The sequence below is a fragment of the Clostridia bacterium genome (assembly GCA_012841935.1).
GTDB lineage: Bacteria > Bacillota > Peptococcia > DRI-13 > DTU073 > DUTS01.
In genome coordinates, this window is sequence record DUTS01000009.1 from 1 (window position 1) to 1,871 (window position 1,871).

The window sequence follows — 1,871 nt, forward strand, 5'->3', positions numbered from 1 at the left end:
ACGTTTGTCTAGGGGCTTTTCCTATTCCCGGACAGACTACTAATCAGCAACTGTTTTCCCATATAATTTTGTTGCTTCCTCAATCAAAAGCCTTTGCCATTCTGGTAAACTTACTTCAGACTTGTAATATTTATCAAATATTTTATATAAATAACCATACTTTATCCCCTTAGAAATTATTTTTTTTATTGCCCTTGTATCTAAAGATATAATTTTCATACCATCCAATACTTCATCATCCTTGCCAAAATATTGCACATGTTTCCTACTTCTAAAATCCGCAATCACATTTTTATGTAAAAAGGTACTTATAAACACCGTATAGTTAAAAGGGTTTTTCGATTTTAAAAGAAATTCGGCCAGATGCCGTGATACAGGCTCCATTTCCATTCTCCTTTGGTTAACCCCCTCTGATAAAGTTGCTTCTATCAACAACGAATGCCCCGGGTATTCCGAGCAGGCTTCATATTCATAAATAATGTCTGCACAACCACCGGCTGCATGAGTTTTAGGTAATAAATTTGCGTCAAGCGACAATTGTAGATAGTCTAAAACCTCTCCTTGCCTTTCGCTAATTTTATACCATATAATTCCCAAAATATATTCAAATATTGTTGGTATATCAGCCTCATCAGTAACAATTGCCTCAATTTTTTTATCATTACGCACTTCAAAATAACCTAATAACTTTAATAGCACATTATCAGTAAATTTCCGATCAATCAGCTTATTAAATCTTCTATACCTTTCTTCTTTAATAAACATTTCGGCTTGTTCCACCGATTCAATTTTAATTCCCAAATCGTCACTAATTATAGAATAGATACGTTCTTTATCGAAAATTAGTCTTGGAAAGATCTGCTTCAAAGAAACCGCCTTTTTTAAATATTTATTCTCTTGAAAGGCTTCTGGATATAAACTAGAAATAGAATCTTGAAAAAAATATTTAGGCATAATATCAAATTTTACGATGTTATCTTCAAAAATAAATGTTTCCGTAAGATTGAAATATCTTCTATTAAGATCAAAATAATCCTGTAAAGTAGCCATTGCTTTATATACATGCATATATTTAAAGAAAACATTTTTAATTTCCTTTTCGGATTTCATGCCCCTGAAAACACAATCAGATTTTATAGATTTAATGCCATTTTTTCTGATAAAACCAGACGTCGTTCTCGAAAATATTAAATCCCTCCATAATACTCCTAGCTTTTGATTTATTCTTTTGGTAGCTAAAAACAAATTATATACTTTTTCATTTTCCTTATAACAAAAAACTCCAATTAAATTTTTAAGCAAATCATAGTATGGCTTATCATAATTTCTACTTTTTCTATTCATACCGACTAGACAGATAAGCTCTTCCGTAAGTACATTGTTATTGAACATTTCAAAAGCAATTTTATAATTTTCCATACCTATTAACTTTTCATAAATAATATCCTCTATGGATAGCTCGGCATTTCTATAGGCTCTTATACAACCAATAATTTCATTAACACTTTTACTATCAGTAGCTAATGGCAGGAGATAAGTAAATTCCTCAAAAGTCAAATAATCCAATTCTGTCAACAATTTCGCTAAAACAAGATAAGGCCTTACAATATTCTCGCCCACTTTGATAGAAGTTTTTAATAATTGTTTTAAATAAATATAACTATCCTTGGAAGTATTCAGATAATTGTCTGTTTGAAAATCACCCTTTTCCATAATCTGCAACAACAGTTGGCCCACTTCCGTTATTGTCCTGTTATCATTAATTAGACCAATCTCTACTAATCCAGATGTTTTTTCCCGAGCGTCCTTATCCTTTCTACGGGCATCCCCGGTTACAAACTTTTCCTTTTTCATAAAATCATAATATAATG

At 31.1% G+C, this 1,871-nt stretch carries 1 protein-coding gene; it reads right to left on the reverse strand.

The window, feature by feature from the left end; all coding sequences use genetic code 11:
• Positions 1-39: 39 nt before the first annotated feature.
• Complete coding sequence (locus GX687_00450; protein ID HHX95928.1) at positions 40-1,854, reverse strand: AlwI family type II restriction endonuclease; 1,815 nt, start codon at positions 1,852-1,854, stop codon at positions 40-42.
• Positions 1,855-1,871 lie beyond the last annotated feature (17 nt).